The organism is Clostridium sp. C8 (genome assembly GCF_001010885.1).
Lineage (GTDB): Bacteria > Bacillota > Clostridia > Clostridiales > Clostridiaceae > Clostridium > Clostridium sartagoforme.
The window spans coordinates 1-18,192 of record NZ_LBMX01000072.1 but is presented as its reverse complement, the minus strand read 5'-3'; the positions used below and the strand labels follow the sequence as shown (position 1 = coordinate 18,192).

Below are 18,192 nucleotides of genomic sequence, written 5' to 3'. Positions count from 1 at the left end.
TTTTTTGGGGCAAAAGGAGGGAAAATATGATTATATTAAAAAATTTACACAAAACCTATGAATCAAAAGCTAATAAAATAGAAGCAGTTAAGGATGTAACACTAAATATTAATAAAGGTGAAATTTATGGAATTATAGGATTTAGTGGAGCAGGAAAATCAACATTAGTTAGATGTATAAACTTTTTAGAAAAACCAACTAATGGACAAGTAGTTATAGATGGGAAAGATTTAAGTACTTTATCAAATAAGGAACTTAGAGAAGAAAGAAAAAAGATAGGAATGATATTTCAGCATTTCAATTTAATGAAATCTAGAACAGTATTTGAAAATATAGCTTATCCACTTAAAGGAAGTGACTACTCAAAAGAAGAGATAAAAAATAAAGTTAAAGATTTATTAAAACTTGTTGAACTTGAAGATAAGGCAGATTCTTATCCATCTCAATTAAGTGGAGGACAAAAACAAAGGGTTGGAATTGCAAGAGCTTTAGCAAATGATCCAAAGGTTTTGCTTTGTGATGAAGCAACTAGTGCCTTAGATCCACAAACCACAAAGTCTATATTAAAACTTTTAAAAGAAGTAAATAAAAAGTTTGGAATAACAATAGTAATAATAACTCATGAAATGCAAGTTGTTAAAGAAATATGTACAAGGGCAGCAGTTATGGAAAATGGTAAGGTAGTTGAGGAAGGAAGTATATTTAAAATATTCTCAGAGCCTAAAGAAAAAGTTACAAAAAACTTTATAGATAGTACATCTTCACTAAGCAATATATATGATTTGATAGAAAATAAATCTTCAGTTGTAGATATTAAAGAAAATGAAAAGATTTTAAAATTAAAATATCTAGAAAATAGTACAACAGAGCCAATAATTTCAATAGTATCCAGAGAATTTAATGTAGATACCAATATAATATTTGGGAATATAGAAATAATTCAAGAATCTCCGCTGGGGGGACTTGTTGTAATAATAAGAGGTGAAGAAGCCAAGATTAATAATGTTATAAGTTATTTACAAGAAAATAATGTAGAAGTTGAGGTGATTAAAGATGGAAGGCTTAGTGCAAAAATTACTGCCTAATGTGATAACAAAGATACCAGATATATTCAAGGCTACAGGAGAAACATTAATTATGATTTTAGTAGCAGGCCTTATATCATTTGTTATAGGAATTATTTTAGGAGTCATATTAGTAGTAACGCGAGAAGGAAATATACTAGAAAATAAGCCAGTATATTTTGTTTTAGAAAAAATAATAAATATAACTAGATCAATACCATTTATTATATTGTTAGCAGCTGTTATACCATTAACTAGGGCCATAGTAGGAACAGCTATAGGAACAAAAGGTTCCTTTGTACCATTAGTTTTAGGAACAATACCATTTTTTGCAAGGCAAATAGAAAGTGCTTTATCTGAAACTGATAAGGGGATAATAGAAGCTGCTGAAGCAATGGGATCATCACCATTTGAAATAATTTTTAGAGTATATTTAAAAGAAGGTGTACCAAACATCGTAAGGGCCACAACAATAACTTTTGTAAGTTTAGTTGGATTAACAGCTATGGCTGGTTCAGTTGGAGGAGGTGGTCTTGGAGATTTAGCAATTAGATATGGGTATCAAAGATATCAAGTAGATATAACTTTTGTAACTGTTATAATACTACTTATTTTAGTAAATATAATTCAAGGGGCAGGAAATATAATAATAAAAAAAACAACACATTAAAATTAAGCAATAAGAAATAAATTAAAAGGGGCGTTAAAATATGAAATCAAGAAAATTATTGAATATTATAATATCAGGAACATTACTTTTATCATTGGCAGGATGTCAAGGGGCAAAGACAGAGAATACAGAGGGAAAGAATAAAGTAGTTAAGGTAGGAGTAGTTGGTGAAAATACAGACCAATGGGAGCCTGTAATAAAGAATCTTCAAGAAGAAGGAATAACTTTAGAGCTTGTCACCTTTTCTGATTATAGTCAGCCAAATCAAGCTTTAGCAGATAAAGAAATAGATTTAAATTCCTTCCAACATTATGCATATTTAAATCAAGATATTAAAGATAGAAATTTAGATTTATCAGTTATTGGAGAAACGATAATAGCTCCACTTGGGGTATATTCTAATAAAATAAAATCTTTAGATGAATTAAAAGATGGTGATTCCATTGCAATACCAAGTGATGCAACTAATGGGGGAAGAGCATTAAAGGTTTTAGAATCAGCAGGAGTTATTAAAGTAAATGAAGCAGCAGGATATACTCCAACTTTAAGTGATATAACGCAAAATCCTAAAAATATTAAATTTGTAGAAGTTGAAGCTGCACAAACTCCAAGATTATTAGCCGATGTAGCTGCAGCATTAATAAACGGTGGACATGCAGTTGATGCAGGATTTAATCCTAAAAATGATTCTATTTATTTAGAACAAGTTAAAGAAGGTACCGATAATCCTTATATAAATATAATAGTTTCAAGAACTGAGGATAAAGACAATGAACTTTATAAGAAGGTTGTAGATGCCTATAGGTCAGAAGATGTAGCAAAGGTTATAGAAGAGGTGTATAAGGGGGCTTATATACCAACTTGGAAATAATAAGTAATATTATTAAATAAGTATCTATCTTATAGGGCTTTAATAGATAGTACTAAATATAAGGGGGCTTTTTAATGAATATAAAAGATTATGTAATAAAGGAAAAAGATTATATTACCTCTTTAAGAAGGTATTTTCATAAACATCCAGAAGAAAGCTTAAAAGAATATAATACAGCAAAAAAAATAGAAGAAGAATTAGATAAGTTGAATATTCCACATAAGAGAGTTGGGGCAACTGGTGTTTTAGGAATAATAAAAGGTAAAAATGAATCAAATAGAATTTTAGCAATAAGGGCAGATATAGATGCTCTTAAAGTTCCAGATTCAAAAGATGTAGAATATAAATCACAAAGCAATGGATATAATCATGCTTGTGGTCATGATGGGCATACAGCTAGTCTTCTTGGAACAGCAAAAATTTTAAAAGAAAAAGAAAAAGAGTTAAATGGAGAAGTAAGATTAATTTTTCAACAAGCTGAAGAAGTTGGACAAGGAGCTAAGGTATTTATAAAGGAAGGATACTTAGATGGTGTAGAAGAAATACTTGGAGCACATGTGGCATCCCATTTAGAGGTAGGCAAAGTATCAGTAACAAGTGGTCCAATTTCTGCTTCATGTGATTATTTTAAAATAACTGTTAAAGGAAAAGGCGGTCACGTATCTGCACCACATTTATCAACTGATGCCTTATATATTGCAAGCCAAATAGTAGTAAATCTACAGTCAATAGTAAGTAGACAAACTGATCCAGTTGATACAGTAGTAGTAGGAGTTGGTTTGATTAGAGGGGGAACTACTTACAATACAGTAGCAGAAGAAATTGTTTTAGAAGGAACAACAAGAAGTTTTACTTTTGAATCAAGAGAAAAAACTAATAAATCAGTAGAGAAAATAGCAAAGTCTATTGGAGAAATATATGGAGCAGAAGTTATAGTAGAATTTAGAGACTATGCTTCACCTCTTATAAATGATGAAAAAGTCAGTGAAGAAGTGGCGGTTATTGCTAGTGATATAGTTGGAAAAGAAAATGTAATAACTAATTCGCCAAAGAGGTTAGGAGCTGACGATTTTGCAGAATTCTTAATAGAAGTACCAGGGTCATATATTCATGTAGGTACTAAAAATTTGAAAAATGCAAATACTTCAGTAGCACATCATAATGATTTGTTTGATATAGACGAAGAGGGCTTGTTAATAATTACAAATATAGAAGTAGACTATATATTAAATAAATTACTATAATTAAATCTTTAATTTCAATAGTAATCGGCAAAATACTATATGGTAAAACTAAAAAAGATAAAAATATTATTTTAGAACTATATGAATTTACAATAATAATTTTAAAAAATTAGCTCTTAAGGGAGTTATTGCAAAAATAATGGGGCTGTCTATGAGACAGCTCCATCATTTTTGTGAGGAATGTTAGAGTTAATTTCCAATTTTTTGGACCCCAGGGGTGATATAGAAATATAGTATATAAAATTAAATTATATTACATTGTGATTAATAAATAATAAACCTATAATGATATTTGTTGTAAATGAGTAAAGTGTTAAGTAATGCTAAGGGGGGAGTTAAAATAGTAAATATATCTACTAAGAAGTTTTCGAATTATCTATTAGTTTCTTCTTTAGGAGTAAATATAATTGGAAGTGTTTTTGTATTGTTTTTAAGTTCTATCAAGGGGTTTAGCGTAAGAGAAATAAGTTTAATTGTAGGAACTACTCCATTAATAATATTACCTATATTTTTTATTTGGGGCAGTATATTAGATAAGTATAAAAAGGTAATAGGCTTTAGTAGAATTGTGCATATATCTAATATAGTAACTATAGGATTACTTATAATAATAAACAATTTTATTCTATTCTTTATAATAAATTTGTTAAGATCAATTTTACTTCAACCGAACGGGACTTTAAATGATAAATATTTATTGAATATATCAAAGATTAATAAAGGATCATATGGAAATATAAGAGTAAGATCTACTATAGGATATGGACTAGCTGGAATAGTAGCTCCAATAGCAATAGGAATAGGAGATGTGTATTTAGCTATATTTGCTGGAATACTTTTGGTGACTTTAAGTGTTATTATGTTAAATAATATTCAAGAAATACCAGATGAAGCTTTAGAAAATCATAAAATAATTAAGGAGAGAGAAAAAAATCTCGTTAGCTCATTAAAAGAATTAATAAAAAATACAGATTATATAAAAGCTTTAATAATAATATCAATAATTACAGGAACACAAAATGCAGCTTCAGGATATGGACTTCAAATGATGATGATTGATTTAAAGGTATCAAAATCAGTAATAGCTTTAATACCATTTATAATGGTTATATTTGAAGTTTTATTATTATTAACCTTTGATAAAATTAAAGTATTAAAGAAAAATGATGTAGCACTGGCAATAGCACTAGGATTTTTAGTTATTAGATGGGGAGCGATGGCATATACAACTTCATATATATTGATTTTAATTGTAACAACACTACATGGAATCGTTACAGCAATAGTCTTACAAGTTCAAAATAAATTAATTGGACAAATGGTACCAGTAGACCAGCATTTTATAGCATTTATATTATTAAGTTCATTTTCATCTACAATATTGCCTAGCTTATTAAATTTATCTACAGGAAGACTATATGAAAGATTTGGAATACATGTATTTGGATTAACATACTTATCTATAGTATTAATAGCTATATTAGTGCTAGCTTATGGTGCAATAAAAAATAATGTTATTAATAAGAAACAAGATAAAAATATAAAAAGTTATATTTAAATTAACAATAATGAAGGAAAAATAAATATAGTAGCCATATTAAAGTTAACTGAATATAATATTAGGGATATTAAACTAAAGATGGAGAGACGGTTATATGATTAACTTATTATGGCTAACAGAAAGGTCTTTTTATATATTTCTATTAATATTAGGTGCATATATATATTCTAAATTTATTATTAAATATCTATATAGATGCAAGTGTAATTCTAATTTTAAAAAAGAATTAAAAATAGAGAAATATATAAATAAAGCTATAGAGAATAAGGAGTTTGAAGTATATCTTCAAGGAAAATATAATTTGGAAAATAATTTATTAATTGGAGCAGAAGCATTAGTAAGATGGAATAATAAAAAAGTTGGCAAGGTTGCTCCAGATAAATTTATTCCTATACTGGAGGAAAATAATTTTATAGCAAAATTAGATAAATATATGTTTGAAGAGGTATGTAAGATACTTCAAAGGTGGAAAAATGCTTATAACAAGATTATTCCCATATCAATAAATATTTCTAGTGAAACCTTAAAAGAAGAGGATAACTTTATAGAAAATATAAAGGAACTAATGGATTACTATTGTGTGGATAAAAACTCAATAGAAATAGAAATAACAGAAAGAACAATGATAGAGAAATCTGAAGAAATAATAGAGGTCCTTAAAGAAATAAAAGCATTAGGTATAAAGGTAGCATTAGATGACTTTGGTGCTGGTTATTCAGCCTTAAATATATTAAAAAGTCTTCCAATAGATATAGTAAAATTAGATAAATTATTCTTAGATAAAAAAAACATCTCAACAAAAGGGAAGATAGTTCTAACTAATGTTATTAATATGGCAAATGAATTAGGATTAGAGGTTATTACAGAAGGTGTAGAGCACATTGAGCAAGCTGAATTTCTAAAAGGCATAGGATGCAAAACTGTACAAGGGTATCTGTATTGTAAACCGATTGAATTAAAAGAATTCGAGAAAAAAGTATTAAAGTATTAATAAAATAATTTCCTATAGGATAAGATAGGCTGCTAAAGAATAGTTTAGCAGCCTAGTTGTATTTGGTAAATAAAGATTTATTATAGATGAATTGATCAATTATATAAAAAGTAATTAATGAAAATTTAATATAGTTTAAGATATTATAAAATACAATGGACATACTGTTTACATAAGATATATAATATTAAGGAACTTATAGCAATTATATGAAAAAAATGAGAATTTTTTATTTTTACTTAGTAATAAGATTGAATATATTAAAAGGAGATTGGTTATATGGTGAGGATTGCAGTATGTGACGATCAATATATTTTCCAAGAAACCATAAAAAATAAGTTGAAGTTATTATGTAAAAAGGAAAGTCTGGATGTAGAAATAGATTGCTATAGTTCAGGAAAAGAATTATTAGAATATTTAAAAAGAGATATATGTATTTATGATATATTATTTTTAGATATATTAATGAATGATATTAATGGTATAGAGACTGCAAAAAGAATTAGAAGTTTTGATAGCAGAATACAAATAATATTTATAACTAGCTCAAGTGATTATATGTTAGATGGGTATGATGTTGAAGCAAGTGCATATTTAATAAAGGGGCAAGAAGATAAAAAGCTTAAAGAAATATTTATGAGAGCCATAAATAAGATTAATAAAAATTATAAAGATTATCTTTTAATTAATTTAGGAAACTCAATAAGGACTATACATATAAAGGAAATAGAATTTATAGAAGTAAGAAATAGGACAATCACCATTCATACGGTAGATGAAAGCATAGATTTCAATGGAAAGATGGAGGATATAGAAAAAAGGCTAAAAAATAAAAATTTCATACTAACACATAGATCCTATTTAGTAAATATAACTAAGATAAAAGACATTAACACTTCTACAGTAAAATTAGTTTGTGGTAAAGAGGTTTTATTAAGCAGATTAAGAAGTAAAGCTGTAAAAAAAGCATATTTAGACTATATATTTGAAGATAAAGAATACGGAGGAATGGATGAATCTTGAAAGTATAATTTTTCACGTAAGTATAAATATATTAATAAGTGGATTTGTAGGAAGTTATTATATTAATTTATTTAGTAAATATAATATTAATAAAAAAGATTTATGTACATATATTATGTTATTTACCTTTAGTATAAGTATTTTTAAATTATTCAATCCATGTAATATTGAGTTATTAATAGGTGGATATATAATTATGCTAATAGAGCTATTGATTTTATATGATAATAAAAGCATTTTATATTTATTTAGTACATTTCTATCTTTAATAATTTCAATTATAGATTTAATTATCTTCATGATTATTAGTAATATATATTCTATTGAAAATTATAATACATATATAAATGATAAAAAAAGTCTTATTTTTATAATGTTAATATTTTTATTAGTACATATAATAACTAGACCTATAATAAATAAAAAAAAGTTTTTTGTCAAAAAGATTTTATTTCATAAAGATAATAATATGCAAATATGTATATTATTAAGTATAATAATGATTTTATTAGTACTAACAAGAATTTATGTATATAAACATGTATTAAATTACATAAAGTTAACTTATATAATAATTAGCTTAATATTAATGATATATATTATAATAATTAAATTAAAAGAAGCATATAAAATTATAACATTAGAAGAAAAAAATATAATACTAGAAAGCCAATATTATATGCAAATAAAACATTATGAAAAATATGAAGAAAGTTATAAAAAGTATAAGGAATTTAAGCATGATACTAAAAATCATTTGATAGCAATAAATATATTAATAAATAGAAATGAATTTGAAAGAGCAAAAGAATATATTAATGAAATAGAAGATAATTTAAAGAAGATTAATATTATAAATTATACAAATAATTTAGTTTTAGACTCTGTTTTATATAATTTTAATGAGATATGTAATATAAAATCTATAGACTTATTAGTTAAAGCAAATATAAAAAAAGATGATATGGAAATATTAGATTTTACAGAATTTCTTATAAAAGTTTTATATAGTTGTATAAGTTTAATAGAAGATGAGTATTATGAGAGAAAAATAATTTGTAAAATAAAAAGTAAAGGAGAAAAAATTTCTTTATATATAAGATTAAATTCTTTTACTAATGAAAACGATGAACTAGAATATAATATAATAAAACAAATAATACAAAAAGCAAAAAACTTAAATGCAATAATAGAAGTTAAAAAAGAAAACTATATACTAGAGCTTAAATGCTTACTTTAAAAATAGATAAGAAATAGAGATTTCTTGTCTATTTTTTATACATTTCACATCAAAAAAGTACCTTTTTATGCAAAAAAACAAAAATAATATTATATTTATAATATTATTTTAAATGGGTTGTATAATAAGGAAATTCTTACAAAGTTTATGATATTTTAAAAATTAGTTTACCTTATATATTTAGGTACAACTCTTATTAATAAAATATAATGCTAGTATTTAGAATAATAAAAAAGGTAGGAGTATTCAATGGAGGAAAAGTTAAGACGTGATCTAGAAAAAAAGTATATAAATGAGAGAAATAGCGAAGAGGTAATAAAACTAAGCAGGCTTATGGATGAGATAATACTTGAAAAACAAATATCTAATTATGAAAAATATAAAAGCATATATGAGATTAGGGGCTTAGATAAAAAAGATAAGTGATATGATAAATTAATTTTTATAATGTTAAAAACTTAATGATTAGATATATTACTAAAATGTTTAATTAAAGGATAGCATTATGAACAATAAAATTAAAAAAAATTTTTATAATAACAATATAATAAAAGCAGCAATATTTATTACTTTAATATTATTAGTAGGGACAGTAATATTTATTAAACATATAAAAAGCTTACTAATAGAAGATACATATAAGTTTATTGAAAATATTCCGGTAAAATCGATATCTATGCAGTTCAAAGATGAAAAACTAGAATTAGATTATGATAATAGTGATTCACAACAAATATTAATATATATAATAGATTCCAAGGAAAATTTCTTTGATAAATTAAACCAAGAAAATGAAATAGCATTAAGTGAAGAAATGATTGTTTCTGATTTTAACAAAATATTGATATTTATTATATTCTTAGTAATTACAATGATTATTATAGTAATTGTGTTATTTGTAATAATCATAAGATTAAATAGAAAATATATAAAATTAAAGAATGATAATATCAATAAAAGAATGATTTTAGCTAGCATGGGGCATGAAGCTAGGACACCTATAAGCGGAATAATAGGACTAATATCAAAAGCTCAAAAAGAAATTAATGATAAAAATAAAGTTAAAGATAATTTAGAAAAAGTTAAATTAATATCTGAAAATTTACTTGAATTAGTAAATGATATTTTAAATGTTTCTAAAGTAGAATTAGGACAAATAAAAGTCCTTAAACAAAAAATAAATATAAATAGCATGATAGAAAACATTAATATAATTATAAAAGATAAAGCAATTGAGAAAAATCAAACTTACAAAGTAATTACAGAAGGAATAGATAACTTAAATATAATAGGTGATGAAGTAAAGCTTAAGCAAGTTATATTAAATTTATTGATAAATGCGAATAAATTTACTCAAGAGAAAGGAGAGATAACATTAAAGGTAAAGCGGATTAATGAGAATATAGATGAAAAAGTAAAAGTAATGTTTGAAGTTGAAGATAATGGAATTGGAATAAGTGAAGAGTTTATAGAAAAAATATTCGAGCCATTCTTGAAGGTAGATAATTTTAATAATAGCAACTTTGATGGTACAGGATTAGGTCTTTATATATGTAAGGAACTAATACAATTAATGGGGAGTAATTTAATTGTGGAAAGTACTTTAGGAAAGGGGAGTGTATTTAGATTTTATTTATATTTTGATAAACATTTTGATGAAGAAAGAAAAATTGCTAATAATGAATTAGATTTAGATATTTTAAGAAATAAGAAAGTTTTATTGGCAGAAGATAATGAAATAAATAGGATGATAGCAATAGAAATTTTAGAGGATCTAGGCTTAATTGTAGAGTATGCTACAAATGGTAAAGAAGCTATAGAGATGTTTAAAGCATCAGATATTAATTATTATAACTATATATTTATGGATGTTAGAATGCCAATTATTGATGGATATAATGTAACTAAAGAAATTAGAAATAGTATGAGACCTGATTCAAGAAATATAAAAATAATAGCAATGACTGCCAATACATTCCCAGAAGATAAAGAAGAATCGCTTAATATAGGAATGGATAAGCATATATCAAAACCAATAAATAAAAAAAGTATAATTGAAGCATTGTTGAATTGATGAAATAAATAATAAAAATACAAATAATTAAAGATAATGAACAAAGGAATGATAAAAGTAATATGTGGGTTAGAATAATAAGTGAAGTAGTTATATTTATTTTAATAGTAGTAGCTATTAAGTACATATTAAAATTTGTAAATAGAAAAAATTCTAAAAATAGTATTGAGAAAAGTTTAAATAAAGCCTTAGAAAAAGGTGAGTTTGAAATATATCTTCAGCCAAAATATAACTCGGAAAGTGATAGTATAGTAGGGGCTGAGGCTTTAGCAAGGTGGAATAATAGAAATGATGGTATAGTTAGTCCAGAAGTATTTATTCCTATACTTGAAAAAAATAGAAATATAGTAAAGTTAGATATGTATATGTTTGAAGAAGCTTGCAAAATTATTAGTAGATGGTCAAAAAATAATGTTAGTTTAGTGCCTATATCAATTAATATATCTAAGATAACTATGAGTGAAAATGATAATTTCGTAATAGACTTAAAGAATATAATAAAAAAATATGATATAGATACTAGATTTTTAGAAATCGAATTAACAGAGAGAATAATGTTTAGGGAAACAAATAAGATTGTTTCTATAATAAAAGAAATAAAGAAGATTGGCATTAAAGTATCCTTAGATGACTTTGGCGCCGGATATTCATCTTTAAATATATTAAAAAATATTCCAATAGATATAATAAAATTGGATAAATTATTTTTAGATAAAAGGGATATATCAGAAAAAGGTAAAATAGTTATAAAAAATATTATTAATATGGCAAATGAGTTAGGTTTAGAAGTTGTTGCTGAAGGAGTAGAATTTTTAGAACAATCACAATTCCTAAAAAGTGTAGGTTGTGAAGTTGTACAAGGATATTTATATGGTAAACCAATGACTATAAGAGAATTTGAGAAGCTAGAAATATCTAATAGAGATCAGTATATAGAATCTATATCATAAGAGATAATACAAATTCTAAAAAATTAATCTAATGTCTTTAATTAGCTCTTAAGTGAACATATATAAGTAAAATTATATATGTTCACTTTTTTACTCTTTAAACCAGTTATTATAATTAGAAGATAAAATCCGTAAGAAATATTTTATATATTGTGATAAACTATATTTATAATGAAATAATATTTAGTTCACAGCTTGGTTTAGATAACAGATAGAAAGCTATAAAATTGAGTAGAGGCAAAGTCGTAAGGGGGAATACAAATGAATAAAAAAGGAATAGTTTTTTTTGATGTAGATGGAACACTAATTGATTGGACAAAAGGTATCCATTCTCCAACTAAAACTACAAAGGAAGCTATAAATAAATTAAAAGAAAATGGTTATTTAACTGTTTTAGCAACAGGAAGACCAAAGAGTTCTATTACTGAAGAGATAGAGGCTTTAGGTTTAAATGGATATATAGCGTCTAATGGAGCTTATGCAGAAATTGAAAATGAAGTGATATTTAATGAGTGCATAAATAATGAAAAACTTAAAGATCTACTATATTTTCTTGAAGAAAATGAAATAGTATATATTTTAGAGGGTCAAGAAAAGAATTATGTTTTAGATATAAATAACGAAAAAGTTAAATATCTTATAGATAAAGCTAATTTAGATATAGATAGTTTTACAGATAATTGGACTAAAGAAGATGTAAAAACAAGCAAGATAATAGCTATAGGTAAGAATGAAAATTCTTATAAGATAGTCCGTGAAAAATATAAGGAAAAAGAATTTGCATTTATGGCAAACCAATTTGGTGATACTTTTGAAATATATATAGCTAAATACACAAAAGGGTATGGCGTAGAACATTTATTAGAGAGACTTGATATTTCTAAAGACTATGCATATGCTTTTGGTGATGGTGAAAATGATATAGAAATGTTTCAAGCTATAAAATATGGTATAGCTATGGGTGGGTATCATAAAGATTTAGAGCCACACGCTTTTGATTTTACAGAAGATGTTGAAAATGAAGGGATTTATAAAGGACTTAAAAAGTTAGAACTTATTTAATCAGTTCACAGTGCACAAGGCCCAGTTCACAGTTTGGTTTAGGGAACAGGTAACAGGTGTCAGGGAACAGGTAACAGGGGTCAGGTTTTTAGTTCACAGTTGTTTTTCAATTGAAAGTTGAGAGCTTTGGACGAAATTATTGTGAACTGATAACTGACAACTAAATAAAAACTGTAAACTGTGAACTAATTGAGACTGTGAATTCTGAACTGACAACTGTGCACTGAACAAAAGGGAGGAGGAGATTTTATGAAAATTGCAATAATTGGTTTAGGAGCAATAGCTAAAAAAGCTTATCTACCAATTTTAACAGTAAAGGAAGGCGTGGAACTTTTAATATCTACTAGGAATAAAGAGGTTTTAGAAGAGGTTTCTAATAAATATAGGATAGACAAAGCATATAATAACATTGAAAACTTATTAGAAGAAGAGATGGATGCTGCAATAATTTCAACTCATGCAGATGGACACTACGAAATAGCTAAAAAGTTAATAAAAAAGGGTGTTAATGTATATATAGATAAGCCAATTAGTTTTAACTTTAATGAGGCGAAAGAAATAGAAGCTTTATCAAAAGAAAATAATGTTATTGCTATGGTAGGTTTTAATAGAAGATTTTGCCCACAAATTAAAGCACTTAAAGATAAGGGAAAAGCAGACATAATAATAATGCAAAAAAATAGGGAGTATCCACCTGGGGATATTAGAAGATTTATTGTGGAAGATTTTATTCATGTTGTGGATACTTTAAGATTTTTAATGGATGAAGAAGTAAAATCATTAGATATTAATTACTCAAAAGATAATAATAATCTTAATAGTGTAGTTGTTACTTTTAAAGGAGAAAATACAACTGCAGTTGGAGTAATGAATAGAACAGCAAAAATTACAGAAGAAAATATAGAATATATGATTAAAGGTAATAAGTATGTTGTTGAAGATTTAGTAGATATGATAGAAGTTAACAATGATGGAAAAACCAAAACTACCTTTGGTGGATGGGAAACAACATTATATAAAAGAGGATTTGAAAATTTACTAGACTATTTTATTAATTGTGTTAAGGAAAATAAACTTCCCAATCCATCAATTAGTGATTCTATAATTACACATAAAATATGTGAAGAAATTGTGGAATTTTGCCAACTAAAATAGTGAACTTCTTGCAGTTCGCAGTGCACAATTCACAATTCAGAGTTTTTAGGGATAAGGTAACAGGGAACAGGTAACAGGTTATAAATTTAAAATTAAGAATCAAAACGAAAAATTAAATCAATTTTGCTCTGCAAAATTCTCTGTTACTTGTTAATTGTTCCCTTCCACCCATTATAATCAGAAACTATAAACTGTGCCTTGTGCATTGTTAATTATGAAGTGGTACATAAGGAGTGATGAAAAGTGGAAAAAGAAGTATTGGATATCTTAAAATCAATGCAACAAGATATGCAAGCAATGAAGCATGAAATGAAAACTATGCAGCAGGGTATGCAAACAATGCATCAAGATATTAATGCCTTAAAGGTAGAGCAACAAAGAGCTAATGAAAAATTAGATAGAATTGAAAATAAAATAGATATAACCTATGATCAAGTAGCTAGAAGTGCTGAAGATGTAATTAGTATTAAAAGTGATCTTAATTTTGTTGAGGAAGTTACTGCAAGAAACTGTAATGATATAGAAAAACTAAGAGGAATTAAATAAAGCGAAAAGCTATTACTTCGTATTAATAAGTGCGAAGTAATAGCTTTTTACTTAGAAAAATACAATTTTTGTAAAAATTTCTAGGTAAAAAATTTGACAATCTGACAACTTAATGTTAGTATAGAGTTGTTAAGAGATTGGGGAGGTAATTTATGATAGAATTTAAAAATATAAAGAAAAGCTATAAAAATAACGTTATATTAGAAAATTTCAACTTAAATATAGAAGATGGAAATCTAGTTGTACTAATAGGATCAAGTGGTTGTGGTAAAACAACTTTATTAAAGATGATAAATAGATTAATAGAATCCACATCAGGAGAAATATTAGTTAATGGAAAAAATATAAATCAAATGGATCCTATAGAGCTTAGAAGAAGTATAGGATATGTAATTCAACAAACAGGCTTATTTCCACACATGACAGTGAAGGAAAATATAGAAATAATTCCTAAACTTATGGGAAAAAGCCAAGAAGAAATAGATAAAAAAACAATAGATTTATTAAATATGGTTGGATTAGAGCCAGAAAAATATAGCGATAGATATCCAGTAGAACTAAGTGGAGGACAACAACAAAGAATTGGGGTTGCAAGAGCCTTTGCAACAGATGCTGAAATAATATTAATGGACGAGCCTTTTAGTGCTTTAGATCCAATAACAAGAGCAGAGCTTCAAGAAGAACTTTTTAATATTCAAAAAGAATATAAGAAGACAATAGTATTCGTAACTCATGATATGGATGAAGCTATAAATTTAGCAGATAAAATATGTATACTAAAAGATGGTAAAATACTTCAATATGATACTCCGGAGAATATATTAAAAAATCCAGCAGGAGAGTATGTTGAAGAATTTGTTGGTAAAAATAAAATCTGGACCAAGCCTGAAATGATTAAGGCTGAAGATGTTATGATATCAAAGCCAGTAATAGTTAGTCCAAAGAGAAATTTACTTCAAGCAAGAGAAATAATGAGAGAGAAGAAAGTAGATAGTCTACTAGTAATTAATAAAGAAGGAAAACTTTTAGGATATATCACTTTAGAAGCAATACAAAAAATAGAAGAAAAAAATATATTGGTTGAAGAAGTAATGAATAAAAACCCAGAATGTGTATGTGGAGATAAGAATCTACCAGAATTATTAGAAATATTTAATAATTTAAAGAAGGGATACTTACCAGTATGTAGTGATGAAGGGAAACTTTTAGGATTAGTAACAAGAAGTAGTTTAATATCAGTTTTAAGTAGCCAATATATAGAAATGGGAGGAGATAATTAATGAATACTTTTATGGAACAATTAATGACGAAGAAGTCAGAAATACTATCTCTTCTATTAGAACATATACAACTTACAATTATAGCAGTATTAATAGCAGTAGTAATCGGAGTGCCACTAGGTATTTTAATAACTAAAAATAAAAAATTAGCTAATGCTGTAATTGGGTTTGCAAACTTAACTCAAGCTATACCAAGTTTAGCTATATTAGGTTTCTTGATACCAGTTATAGGTATAGGATCGGCACCAGCAATAACCATGGTAGTTCTATACTCTATGCTGCCTATAATAAAAAATACTTATACAGGAATTACAAATATAAATCCAGATATGCTAGAAGCAGCAAAGGGACTGGGTATGACAAGTGGTCAAACCCTTAAGCTTATAAAAATCCCTCTAGCTATGCCAGTTATGATGGCAGGTATAAGAATGGCAGCAGTTACAGCAGTTGGTCTTATGACAATAGCAGCCTTTGTAGGGGCAGGTGGACTTGGATACTTAGTGTTCTCAGGTATTCAAACAGTAGATAATAACCTTATATTATTTGGTGCAATTCCAGCAGCTGTACTAGCTTTAGTTATAGACTGGATAACAGGAAAAATAGAAGAAGCAACAATGCCAAATGGAATTAAAAAATCAGATGGAACTATGAAAGTAAGAAGAACTTCTTCTAATAAGAATAGAAAAAGAAATATAGTTATAGCATCTATATTAGCAATAGCAGTTGTAGGTGGAGTAATTGTTTCAAGTATATCAAATAATAGCAATAAAATAACTATAGGATCTAAAAACTTTACAGAGCAAATAATCTTAGGAAATATGCTTCAACAATTAATTGAAGATAAAACAGATACAGATGTACAAACAAAACTAAATTTAGGTGGAACTCAAGTTGCTTTTAATGCACTAAAATCAGGTGGAATAGATATGTATGTTGAATATACAGGTACAGGATATGTAAATATATTAAACATAACAGAGCCTAATTCAAATACAGATGAAGTATATAATGTAATGAAAGATAGATTTAAAGCAGATTTTGGTATTGATGTATTAAATCCAATGGGATTTAATAATACCTATGCAATGGCAGTATCTAAAGAAACAGCAGATAAATATAACTTAAAGACAGTATCAGATTTAGCCAAGGTATCTGGAGAATTAATAGCAGGACCTACAATAGAGTTCGCAAATAGAGAAGATGGTTTATTAGGACTTAATAAAGCCTATAATATGAACTTCAAAACAGTAAATCCAGTAGATGGTGGGTTAAGATATACAGCTTTAAATAGTAATGAGACACAAGTAATTGACGCATTTACAACAGATGGATTAATAGAGCAGTTTAAATTAACTGTTTTAGAAGATGATAAAAGTTTCTTCCCACCATACCACGCAGTCCCAATTGTCAAGGAAGAAACTTTAGAAAAATTCCCAGAACTTAGAGATGTTTTAGGAGAATTAGATGGAAAATTAACAGATGAGAAAATGAGAAAATTAAATTATGAAGTAGATGTAAATAAAAGAGATGCTAAAGTAGTTGCAAATGAATTCTTAAAGTCAGAAGGTCTAGTTGAATAGTGAAGAGGGAAAAGTGAAAAAGTTATGGAGATAACTTAATGATGAGTTATTTATAATGAAGGAATGAAAAAATTAGGGGATAGTTCTTTTGACAAGAATTATCCCTAATATTTTGTATTTAATAACATTCCCTTCAATATACATTGAAATTTATGTCGATTATTGATATAATTAAAATCTGTTTTAAAAGAGAATTTACTTTTATATAGAAATTTTTGGAGGGTTTGAAATGCCAAAGAGAATTGCCATTTTAGGTGGCCCAAGATGTGGTAAAACTACATTAATACAACAACTTTATGTAGAAATGAAAATCAGAGACTTAAGCGTGGGAGTAGCAACGGAGTATAGCACAGATTATCTAAGAGATAAAGGTATGATAGAAAATATAGCAGAACAATATGGAATTTATTTAGGACAACTTCACTTAGAAGAAAGTTTAAATGAATTTGATTATGCAATAACAGATTACGCTACGTTTGTACCTTACATATATGCAAGATTCATGCTTGGAGATAAAAAAAGAACAATAAAAGAAATAGAAATACTTAAGGATCTTTATGTACTAGCATTAAGAGATTTACCTAAGTATGATCATATATTCTTTGTTCCAAGAGAATTTGGTTATTCAAAAGATGGAGTAAGATGGCAGGATGAAGAAGTAGCACAAGCTGTGGACAAGGCTATATTAAGCTTTTTAGAAGCAGAAAATGTTAGATATACAGAAATAACTGGTTCAACAAAAGAAAGATCTGAAAAAATACTAGATATGGTAGGTATTTCTCAGGACGTAAATTTAGATATGGCTAAATAAGTGAAAAGTTAAGAGTGAAAAGTGAAAAACTAATGAAAAAAACTCCTGTATAGTATAATCCCCTTATGGT

At 26.5% G+C, this 18,192-nt stretch carries 17 protein-coding genes; all 17 read left to right on the top strand.

Features of this window, described 5'->3' with window-relative positions; translation table 11 throughout:
* Window positions 1–26: 26 nt before the first annotated feature.
* The 17 genes from AAT22_RS10965 to AAT22_RS10890 all read left to right on the top strand — a co-directional run bounded on the left by AAT22_RS10965 (window position 27) and on the right by AAT22_RS10890 (window position 18,122).
* Complete coding sequence (locus tag AAT22_RS10965) at window positions 27–1,085, top strand: methionine ABC transporter ATP-binding protein (protein ID WP_047001252.1); 1,059 nt, start codon at window positions 27–29, stop codon at window positions 1,083–1,085.
* Window positions 1,054–1,734 (top strand): methionine ABC transporter permease, encoded by a 681-nt coding sequence (locus AAT22_RS10960; RefSeq protein WP_047001251.1) that lies wholly within the window; start codon window positions 1,054–1,056, stop codon window positions 1,732–1,734. Before AAT22_RS10965 ends, AAT22_RS10960 begins: the two co-directional genes overlap by 32 nt.
* Before the next feature lie 40 nt (window positions 1,735–1,774).
* Window positions 1,775–2,605, top strand: a complete 831-nt coding sequence (locus tag AAT22_RS10955; protein ID WP_047001250.1) for a MetQ/NlpA family ABC transporter substrate-binding protein — start codon at window positions 1,775–1,777, stop codon at window positions 2,603–2,605.
* 74 nt (window positions 2,606–2,679) lie between these two features.
* Window positions 2,680–3,849, top strand: a complete 1,170-nt coding sequence (locus tag AAT22_RS10950; RefSeq protein WP_016205643.1) for an amidohydrolase — start codon at window positions 2,680–2,682, stop codon at window positions 3,847–3,849.
* Window positions 3,850–4,150: 301 nt separating this feature from the next.
* Window positions 4,151–5,407, top strand: coding sequence for an MFS transporter (locus AAT22_RS10945; RefSeq protein ID WP_047001249.1), 1,257 nt, complete (start codon window positions 4,151–4,153; stop codon window positions 5,405–5,407).
* 97 nt (window positions 5,408–5,504) lie between these two features.
* On the top strand, window positions 5,505–6,401 hold the full coding sequence (locus AAT22_RS10940) for an EAL domain-containing protein (protein ID WP_047001248.1): 897 nt from the start codon (window positions 5,505–5,507) through the stop codon (window positions 6,399–6,401).
* A 279-nt stretch (window positions 6,402–6,680) separates the two neighbouring features.
* Window positions 6,681–7,424 carry a LytTR family DNA-binding domain-containing protein gene (locus AAT22_RS10935; protein WP_047001247.1) on the top strand — a complete coding sequence of 248 codons (744 nt, stop codon included), beginning with the start codon at window positions 6,681–6,683 and terminating at the stop codon, window positions 7,422–7,424.
* Entirely contained in the window at window positions 7,414–8,664 is a 1,251-nt protein-coding gene (locus AAT22_RS10930) for a hypothetical protein (RefSeq protein ID WP_047001246.1), read from the top strand. Before AAT22_RS10935 ends, AAT22_RS10930 begins: the two co-directional genes overlap by 11 nt.
* 249 nt (window positions 8,665–8,913) lie before the next feature.
* Entirely contained in the window at window positions 8,914–9,090 is a 177-nt protein-coding gene (locus tag AAT22_RS19105) for a Spo0E family sporulation regulatory protein-aspartic acid phosphatase (protein WP_156174316.1), read from the top strand.
* A 79-nt stretch (window positions 9,091–9,169) separates the two neighbouring features.
* Window positions 9,170–10,738, top strand: coding sequence for an ATP-binding protein (locus tag AAT22_RS10925; protein WP_052953948.1), 1,569 nt, complete (start codon window positions 9,170–9,172; stop codon window positions 10,736–10,738).
* Between the two features lie 62 nt (window positions 10,739–10,800).
* Complete coding sequence (locus tag AAT22_RS18815; protein ID WP_242849814.1) at window positions 10,801–11,688, top strand: EAL domain-containing protein; 888 nt, start codon at window positions 10,801–10,803, stop codon at window positions 11,686–11,688.
* Window positions 11,689–11,949: 261 nt separating this feature from the next.
* Window positions 11,950–12,750 carry a Cof-type HAD-IIB family hydrolase gene (locus AAT22_RS10915; RefSeq protein WP_047001245.1) on the top strand — a complete coding sequence of 267 codons (801 nt, stop codon included), beginning with the start codon at window positions 11,950–11,952 and terminating at the stop codon, window positions 12,748–12,750.
* 249 nt (window positions 12,751–12,999) lie between these two features.
* Window positions 13,000–13,905 (top strand): Gfo/Idh/MocA family oxidoreductase, encoded by a 906-nt coding sequence (locus AAT22_RS10910; protein ID WP_047001244.1) that lies wholly within the window; start codon window positions 13,000–13,002, stop codon window positions 13,903–13,905.
* Between the two features lie 243 nt (window positions 13,906–14,148).
* Complete coding sequence (locus AAT22_RS10905) at window positions 14,149–14,451, top strand: plasmid stabilization protein (RefSeq protein WP_084820759.1); 303 nt, start codon at window positions 14,149–14,151, stop codon at window positions 14,449–14,451.
* Window positions 14,452–14,603: 152 nt separating this feature from the next.
* Window positions 14,604–15,731: an ABC transporter ATP-binding protein gene (locus tag AAT22_RS10900; protein ID WP_047001243.1), complete on the top strand. Its 1,128-nt coding sequence runs from the start codon at window positions 14,604–14,606 to the stop codon at window positions 15,729–15,731.
* The gene (locus tag AAT22_RS10895) at window positions 15,731–17,311 is read left to right on the top strand and encodes a glycine betaine ABC transporter substrate-binding protein (protein WP_047001242.1); all 1,581 of its coding nucleotides are present in this window, start codon (window positions 15,731–15,733) and stop codon (window positions 17,309–17,311) included. Before AAT22_RS10900 ends, AAT22_RS10895 begins: the two co-directional genes overlap by 1 nt.
* 229 nt (window positions 17,312–17,540) lie before the next feature.
* Window positions 17,541–18,122 carry an ATP-binding protein gene (locus tag AAT22_RS10890; protein ID WP_047001241.1) on the top strand — a complete coding sequence of 194 codons (582 nt, stop codon included), beginning with the start codon at window positions 17,541–17,543 and terminating at the stop codon, window positions 18,120–18,122.
* Window positions 18,123–18,192: the final 70 nt, after the last annotated feature.

What these genes read in the sequence shown, in the direction of transcription:
- AAT22_RS10925 (WP_052953948.1), top strand. Translation starts at nt 9,170, where the DNA reads ATGAACAATAAAATTAAAAAAAATTTTTATAATAACAATATAATAAAA.
- AAT22_RS10930 (WP_047001246.1), top strand. Translation starts at nt 7,414, where the DNA reads ATGAATCTTGAAAGTATAATTTTTCACGTAAGTATAAATATATTAATA.
- AAT22_RS10915 (WP_047001245.1), top strand. Translation starts at nt 11,950, where the DNA reads ATGAATAAAAAAGGAATAGTTTTTTTTGATGTAGATGGAACACTAATT.
- AAT22_RS10950 (WP_016205643.1), top strand. Translation starts at nt 2,680, where the DNA reads ATGAATATAAAAGATTATGTAATAAAGGAAAAAGATTATATTACCTCT.
- AAT22_RS18815 (WP_242849814.1), top strand. Translation starts at nt 10,801, where the DNA reads ATGTGGGTTAGAATAATAAGTGAAGTAGTTATATTTATTTTAATAGTA.
- AAT22_RS10890 (WP_047001241.1), top strand. Translation starts at nt 17,541, where the DNA reads ATGCCAAAGAGAATTGCCATTTTAGGTGGCCCAAGATGTGGTAAAACT.
- AAT22_RS10945 (WP_047001249.1), top strand. Translation starts at nt 4,151, where the DNA reads ATGAGTAAAGTGTTAAGTAATGCTAAGGGGGGAGTTAAAATAGTAAAT.
- AAT22_RS10955 (WP_047001250.1), top strand. Translation starts at nt 1,775, where the DNA reads ATGAAATCAAGAAAATTATTGAATATTATAATATCAGGAACATTACTT.
- AAT22_RS10960 (WP_047001251.1), top strand. Translation starts at nt 1,054, where the DNA reads ATGGAAGGCTTAGTGCAAAAATTACTGCCTAATGTGATAACAAAGATA.
- AAT22_RS10940 (WP_047001248.1), top strand. Translation starts at nt 5,505, where the DNA reads ATGATTAACTTATTATGGCTAACAGAAAGGTCTTTTTATATATTTCTA.
- AAT22_RS10900 (WP_047001243.1), top strand. Translation starts at nt 14,604, where the DNA reads ATGATAGAATTTAAAAATATAAAGAAAAGCTATAAAAATAACGTTATA.
- AAT22_RS10965 (WP_047001252.1), top strand. Translation starts at nt 27, where the DNA reads ATGATTATATTAAAAAATTTACACAAAACCTATGAATCAAAAGCTAAT.
- AAT22_RS19105 (WP_156174316.1), top strand. Translation starts at nt 8,914, where the DNA reads ATGGAGGAAAAGTTAAGACGTGATCTAGAAAAAAAGTATATAAATGAG.
- AAT22_RS10910 (WP_047001244.1), top strand. Translation starts at nt 13,000, where the DNA reads ATGAAAATTGCAATAATTGGTTTAGGAGCAATAGCTAAAAAAGCTTAT.
- AAT22_RS10935 (WP_047001247.1), top strand. Translation starts at nt 6,681, where the DNA reads ATGGTGAGGATTGCAGTATGTGACGATCAATATATTTTCCAAGAAACC.
- AAT22_RS10895 (WP_047001242.1), top strand. Translation starts at nt 15,731, where the DNA reads ATGAATACTTTTATGGAACAATTAATGACGAAGAAGTCAGAAATACTA.